Here is a 6,817-nt window from a genome sequence, read left to right as displayed (position 1 = left end):
CAGCCTGCCAAACAGTCTGGGGCTTCATCTCAAGCAGCAACAGCAGTGACAGTTGTAGCCACCCCAAATAGCCTCTACGCCACACTATCTAATGCCTGCTAAGGGCTTTTTGCCCATGTCAGACGTTGCTCTCCTGCTCTTGCCTCTGCCTGCTAGCGATCGCTCTCTCTCTAGCTAGACCGTCTTCATGGAGTCAGAAAGCAAATGAATTGCCATGATCAATCAGTTAAAGTGGCATTTTCTATGACGTTTAAGCGTTCTCTCTGCTGTACAGTTTTTTATTCCCACCCCTCTAGCGATCGCCAATTACCAGAGGCAATGAACCCCGCCCAGTAGTAGGGATGCTGATAGGCTCCGGTGTTGAGCAACTCTTGCTGAATGTCCCGTAAAGACTCGCTGCGTCCGGAACCAGCTAGCAACCGTTCATAGTACCCCTGCATGAGGTCACTGGTGCCCAAATCGTCTACCTTCCATAGGCTCATCAGTTGACTTTCCGCCCCCGCCAGCACAAACGCCCGCCGCAGACCATATACCCCATCGCCATTCACCACATTCCCCAGTCCCGTCTCGCAGGCGGAAAGCACTACCAGTTGCGTACCGAACAGGTTCATTCGGGTGACTTCCTGAGCCGTGAGCACGCCGTCGTCGTTACCATCTGCGAAGTTTGCCCGCTGATTGACGCCGGCAAACACCAACCCCGATCGCAGCAGCGGATTTTCCATATTGCGCGGGGTAGGTACACAGTCGGTTTGAACGGTGGAGATCACCTCAATCGAGGCCGTGCGGGTACCGCCGGGAACAGCCAAGCAGTCTTGGTCTTGCAGGAAAAAGCCGTGGGTGGCTAGATGCAAAATGCTGGGCGCTTGAACTTGCTTAATGGCGGCTTCAGTGGCCTCGGCTCCGTCCCAGCGGGTGGCGTTGGCCAGCAGGGGCAGGATGGCATCCGCTTCCGTTTCGGTGCCGGGGAGGGATCCGAAGGCACTGAGGCTACTAAAGTCGGTGGATCGTTGGGCAGTGAGGACAGTATTCCCCTGACTCGGTGTAGCGCCACGGGATGCCGCAGCTAGCTCCGTCGCCCTATAGTCGGGATTGGCGACAATCACCGGCCCCTGCCCCGGCTCCAGACCGCGATCCATCCGCAGCAGATCGCGGCCGGAGGTGAGGTAGGTGAAGGTGTAGCGCTCTAGTAGGTAACTGTTGCTTTCGTCCATCAGGGCAGCGAAGGGAATCAGGTTGAGGGCACCATCGGGGGAGAGCAGCAGGTGGGTGGCGTCACCAGTGAGGGCGCGAATCGGCTGCATCAGTTGGGCATCCAGGTCACGGGCGATCGCTTGAATGTTGGAGCGGGGGTTGCGCAGGGCATCAAGGAAAGTAAAAACCTGGGCATCCATAGCAGCGGCATCCCCCAAATCCACGGTGCGAATGTCGCCGGAGGGGAAGAGCACATAGGCTGCATAGCGCGGCGCTCCCCATGGGTCTTGCCGGGATGCGGCGGCATCAAAGGGCTCGTAACGCACCAGTTCTACCAAGGCCCCGTCCGCTGGAATCTGCTGCTGCACCGCCTCTAGGGTGACGGGCTGGGTCTCGGTGCGAAAGACAGCACTGGCCCGCGCGAGCTGATTTTGCAGCACTTCGGCTCTGGCCTCTAGAGAGGATACCAGTTCTGCCTGCCCCTCCACGGGTTCACCAAAAAATAAATTAGCCCGCTGGGTGTCGATTTGACGCAATTCATCCAGCAACGCCTGGTTTTCTGGGGTTAACTGTTGTTGCAGGGTAGCGTAGCTTTCTGCTGTGGCATCTAGGACTCGTCCTTTACGGCGGAGTAGCGTGGTCAGCGCCAAGGGAGCCACGTCCGGTGCGTCTTGGAAATTGAGGGAAATAAGGCGATTGGTTTCCCCTGAAAGCGTGGACAGGTAAGCCCGCCGTCGTGCCTCAGAAATGACCGCCAGGGTCAGTTCTAGTTGGGCTTCTCGACTTTCTGCGGCTCGTTCAAGTAGTGGCAGTGCCGCTGCAGTATTTTCCTGTGCTTGATACAGCGACGCCAGATTATTGAGGCTGAGAGCAACATTGGGATGATTCTCACCCAAGGCAGTTTCATAAATTGAGAGCGAGCGCTGATAAAGCGGTTCGGCCGCCGCGTAATTTCCCTGTTCTTGATACAACCTGGCTAGATTGTTGAAGCTGCTGGCGACATCAGGATGATTCTCATCTAAAGCAGTTTCCAAGATAGAGAGCGATCGTTCATAGAAAGTTGCAGCCTCTTCGTACTTACCCTGGTGAAGATAGACTCTTGCCAAATTGTCGAGACTGACAGCAATACGAGGATGATTCACGCCCAGTACCGCTGTTAGGATAATGAGAGATTGCTGTAAGAGAGGCTCTGCGGTGGCATAATCTCCTTGATCTTGATACAACGATGCTAAATTAATCAGGAGGGTTGCAATATCGGGATGATTTACATTCACGCTCGCTTGGAGAAGAGCCAGTGATTGCTGGTAACTAATTTCAGCAGCAGCATAATTCCCTTGGTCTTGATACAAACCTCCTAGGTTATTAAGGACTCTGGCCATATTGGGATGATTAGCTTGAAAGGCCGTTTCATAAATGAAGAGTGAACGCTGGTAGAGCAATTCTGCAGAGATGTAATCACCCTGGTCGTGATACAAAGTTGCTAGATTATTCAGGATGCTTGCAACCTCAGAATGATTGCTTTCGAAAGTAGTTTCATAAATCGAGAGCGAGTGCTCTAAGAGGGGTTGAGCGGCAGCGTAATTTCCCTGATCCAGATACAAGTTAGCCAGATTATTAAGACTGGTGGCAACATCGGGATGATTTTCGCCTAGGGCGGTTTCTCGAATAGCGAGCGATTGCTGAAAGAGCGGTTCGGCCGCCGCGTAATTCCCCTGCGCTCGATATAACTCTGCCAGATTATTGAGGCTGGTGGCGACATAGAGATGATTCTCACCCAGCGCCGTTTCTCGGATGTCTAAAGCTTGTTGGGCTAAGGGAATCGCTTCATCATATTGTCCCTGTTGATAAAGCTGAATCATTTGTTGATCCAACCGATTTGCCTCTTCCAAGGCAGCAGCTTGCTCGGTCGTCAACGTCTGAGCCACCGACGACGACATCCGCCCTACCCCTATCCCCATCGGAGCCACCAGCGCCACCGCCATCACCACCGCCGCCATCCGTCGGCGGGCAGCTCCCCGCAACAACAGCGAAAAAACACCCCAATCCCTTGCAGGACGGGATATCGGTAGAGCAGGCATCCGAGAACGAGAACAACGCATCGCAGATCAGTCCTATCAAGTTAGAGGTCAACGCCCCTATATAGTCCCCATAGTCCCCGACCCCACCCAGGTATGCAAGATTGAAACCATTAGATTTTGCACAAGTTCAGGTCAGTGACCTCAAACATCTCCCCACTGTTGCAGGCTAGAATTCGTCAATCTATACTCTCCTGTACTGGAAACTGAAGTTTCATCCCCTTCTATCCCAAACATTTCTATCCCAAACTATTGATTATTCACATCCTGTATGAGCCTGCAACAATAGAACAATTGGAAGCTATGCTAGAGGCTCATCGGTTTTACATCAAAACCGTCGTCGATATCCGTCTAGAAATTTTGGCGGGGGGTGGAGACATGCACTCCGATTGTGAAGTTACATTGCTAGATAATGGCAGTTATCAGGATGATCTTTGGGGTGCAAGCTGGAATCCCGTGACCCAAGATATCCTTTATGAATCAATGGTCAACCTTCGTCCACGTTAAAATCGCTCCATGCAAATTCTGGACGCTGCAGTGCGCCAGCAGGTTCGAGACATCATCGACAGATTGCTAGGAAGACTATGAATCATTGGAGTCCTGAAGACCTTGCCTTTCGCTGTCAACGCCTCTCACTGCGGCTAGAAATGCTGGCACAAACCTTCTCCCAGCTCGCCACATTGAGTGAAGAAGACACCGCTGCCGATGAAGCACTGACCACCCTACGCCAGGTAAAGGCATGGGTTGAACTAACTGCGATGGATTTGAACATCGATCAAGCCTTTGAATTAGCCCAGATCCAACGGCAACTCTCTCGCTGGCATCTGCATTGGGACGAGACTTGGGCTACAGATTCCCAGCGCCAAGTCATAGCTCGCCGCGCTCAAACTTGGGCTGAGCAACTGCGGCAGATCGCTGGTGTTCTGGTTTAGGATGATCGCTATACCCTTGGATGCCGAGATCCCCTGCCTATGAGTAATGCGATCACACCATCCTCCATCGCGTGCTGGGAGTCTTGTGAGCGATCGCACCACGAATCTAGCTGCTGAACAGCTCAAAGGCAACCCATAACGCAGGCACCTTCAATCCTCATTTCTTTGATGATTTCGATGATTTTGCATGGATTTGCACCTGGCTAGTACATACCCTCGATCGCTTCAGCACTATGTCAGTCCAGAACCCCATCCCATAAAGTACAGACAACCATCAACCATTCATTAGCGGCTCAACAAATCCGTATCCAGTACAGCTCAACGACTGTTGGGGCGACTCGCTAAAATGATGCGATCGCTATAGCCCCAGTCACGCAACCTTTCTGCTGTAATGACAAATAGCGTGGCACGGTTTCTGCTTTTCTTGAAACACGCTCTAGGGGCTTAATCTCAAACATCAACAGCAGTGCCAGTTGTTGCCAGCCCAAATGCCTCTACTCCACACTATCTAATCAATCCAGTTGAATGCCCACCTCTTGCTACAGCCTCCACCCACCCATGCTATCCCGTCACCCACTACACAACGGCCGGACGTTCCAGCAACACCCAGCACAGATGAGACGTGATGGCTTCTCATTCATCTAACGACTCAACACTGCGGGGGGCGATCGCTGCATCGGGCAGCGGCTGAAGCTCCCAAGACTTGGTTAGGTCTCTGTCTCTTGGCACCTCGGATGATGGGAACACCTGCATGAGTGCTTTTATGGATACAACGACACAAAACACTCATGCCATCATGGACGACATCGTGACGCTTCGCATCCAACTCGCTGCGATCTCGTCCCAACTTCAACCGCTCAAACCAGCCTTCTTTGATACCTGTGCAGAGCTCGATAGGACGCCACTCAAACTCGACTCGGCTGTTATTTCTCGCACGTTAACGGTTGGACAGTGGGACTACCCAGAAGACCCTGAAAGGCTTACTATATATCAATTGCAGATCTCTAGAATGTTGAGCCCTTGATGCATGATTCTTGCACTCTTCGGTTCAAGTCTTAACCACGGCAATCGCCTATACCCTACTATTCACAACACGTCTGGAATTTAATAGCTATTTAGGGCTTGCTGAAAAAAGGGAAGCTTCCTCCGTGCAGCATGATTTCTATCTATTCTGACCTGCAGACACCACCACCGATAGATAACCTCAAGCCCTAGACCGTACAGTCACGTTGCCCAGCACCCTCCAAACCGCGTCTAAACCATCTCACCACCGACCAGATCCACACCAAAAGCCACAACAAGACGTGGCGGCGCTGGCGAGACAGCGGCGGTTTACGGCGATCGCTCTGGGGTTGGCTGGGGCGACTGATGGCGATTCGTGGCGGTGAGACAAAACCAAGCGAACGAGTCCACCGAGGGCGGGGGCAATCGCTCTGTAAGTGCTGGGGTTAGCGTCCCGACCGGAACTGCCGCTGGGCGACGGCGGATGGCACGGCGAGACGACCGGAGCTGCCCAGCGAGCGCCAACGACACGGAACTATCGGAACGGTCGTAGCAGCCTAGCGAGCGAGGCAACTAGAACAATAGACGATTTGCTTTTCCATCGAGAGATTCTCCTTCTCCTCAGCCTACTGGGACTGCTGCCCAAATGCTGTAGAGTGCGGTGATTAAACAGGCTCTTACTCCAGCGCCTGATCCCAAAAAACGGCCTCTACCTTGTGCCCATCTAGATCACGCACAAAGCAGCCGTAGTAGGGCTCACCATATTCAGATCGACCACCGGGAGCGCCTTCGTCAATACCTCCAGCGGCCAGTGCTGCTTCATAAAAAGCCTGGACGGCCTCTTTAGTCGGAGCAATAAAACTGACATGGGTGCCATTGCCAACCGTTGCGGGCTGGCGATCCAATGGGATGACCACCCAAAATTCAGGATACTGCTTGCCGTAGGCTATGGCCCCCGGATGCTCCATCAGTCGCTTGCACCCTAGGGTTGATAACACCTGGTCGTAGAATGCGATCGCCCGATCGAAGTCATTGGTGCCAATCGAGATATGAGAAAGAATGCTGGGATTGTTATCCATGACTGAATCCTCCACATGGGCAATAAACAGGTACTTGCAAAACACAGGTAGCAACGATAGTAGCGAGTTGCCGCTAACCCCCTACAAGACTAGTGCAATTGTATTGTACAGGATTCGGTAGTTTCATCGTTGAACCAGAAGGCACTGCCTGTTGCCTTCTGGCAGTCTCGACAGTGGCAAAGTCCCGCCGAAATGGGTTCGGCCGAGCATTTGGTAATTGCTCAACTGAATAGCCAATCGGTCTGATGTGAGGTAAGAGCACGCAAAATGGCATCAAAGGCAGACATGCCCTGACACTTTGCGGTGTTGACCAGCGATCGCACTTGAGCAAACAACTCCGCTCCCCAGTCCCAACGAAAGCCATGGGTCACCTTGCGGAAGACGACACTCCAGCGCAACGCCTGCTCACTGGCGTTATTGGTGGGCGGGACGGTCGCATCGGTTAAGAACAGCAACAGATGATCTCGAATCTTCTGATAGCGTTTGAGCAACCGTTGTCCCTCGACCGATTTGGGTTTGAGATTCAAAATCTCCCGCA

General features: G+C 52.9%; 6 protein-coding genes. 2 read left to right on the top strand and 4 right to left on the bottom strand.

Going from position 1 to position 6,817, the window contains the following annotated elements; genetic code table 11:
• Positions 1–278 precede the first annotated feature (278 nt).
• Complete coding sequence (locus tag JUJ53_RS11010; RefSeq protein WP_204152063.1) at positions 279–3,290, bottom strand: tetratricopeptide repeat protein; 3,012 nt, start codon at positions 3,288–3,290, stop codon at positions 279–281.
• Positions 3,291–3,518: 228 nt separating this feature from the next.
• Here JUJ53_RS11010 and JUJ53_RS24650 point away from each other — a divergent pair, with 228 nt between their 5' ends.
• Both JUJ53_RS24650 and JUJ53_RS11000 read left to right on the top strand, forming a co-directional pair.
• A complete protein-coding gene (locus tag JUJ53_RS24650) occupies positions 3,519–3,773 on the top strand; it encodes a DUF5674 family protein (RefSeq protein WP_275415756.1) in 255 nt (84 codons plus the stop codon).
• A gap of 77 nt (positions 3,774–3,850) precedes the next feature.
• Positions 3,851–4,198: a hypothetical protein gene (locus JUJ53_RS11000; RefSeq protein ID WP_204152062.1), complete on the top strand. Its 348-nt coding sequence runs from the start codon at positions 3,851–3,853 to the stop codon at positions 4,196–4,198.
• A 1,332-nt stretch (positions 4,199–5,530) separates the two neighbouring features.
• Here the strand turns inward: JUJ53_RS11000 and JUJ53_RS10995 are convergent.
• The 3 genes from JUJ53_RS10995 to JUJ53_RS10985 all read right to left on the bottom strand — a co-directional run.
• Entirely contained in the window at positions 5,531–5,731 is a 201-nt protein-coding gene (locus tag JUJ53_RS10995; RefSeq protein WP_204152061.1) for a hypothetical protein, read from the bottom strand.
• Positions 5,732–5,877: 146 nt separating this feature from the next.
• On the bottom strand, positions 5,878–6,279 hold the full coding sequence (locus JUJ53_RS10990; protein WP_204152060.1) for a VOC family protein: 402 nt from the start codon (positions 6,277–6,279) through the stop codon (positions 5,878–5,880).
• Between the two features lie 221 nt (positions 6,280–6,500).
• Positions 6,501–6,817 (bottom strand): transposase (locus JUJ53_RS10985; protein WP_204152059.1); only part of this gene is annotated, 317 nt, incomplete at its 5' end.

The sequence above is a fragment of the Leptolyngbya sp. CCY15150 genome, from assembly GCF_016888135.1.
GTDB lineage: Bacteria > Cyanobacteriota > Cyanobacteriia > RECH01 > RECH01 > RECH01.
The sequence above is the reverse complement of the archived record's forward strand: the minus strand, read 5'-3'. Positions and strand labels throughout refer to the sequence as shown.

What these genes read in the sequence shown, in the direction of transcription:
- JUJ53_RS11010 (WP_204152063.1), bottom strand. Translation starts at nt 3,290, where the DNA reads ATGCGTTGTTCTCGTTCTCGGATGCCTGCTCTACCGATATCCCGTCCT.
- JUJ53_RS11000 (WP_204152062.1), top strand. Translation starts at nt 3,851, where the DNA reads ATGAATCATTGGAGTCCTGAAGACCTTGCCTTTCGCTGTCAACGCCTC.
- JUJ53_RS10990 (WP_204152060.1), bottom strand. Translation starts at nt 6,279, where the DNA reads ATGGATAACAATCCCAGCATTCTTTCTCATATCTCGATTGGCACCAAT.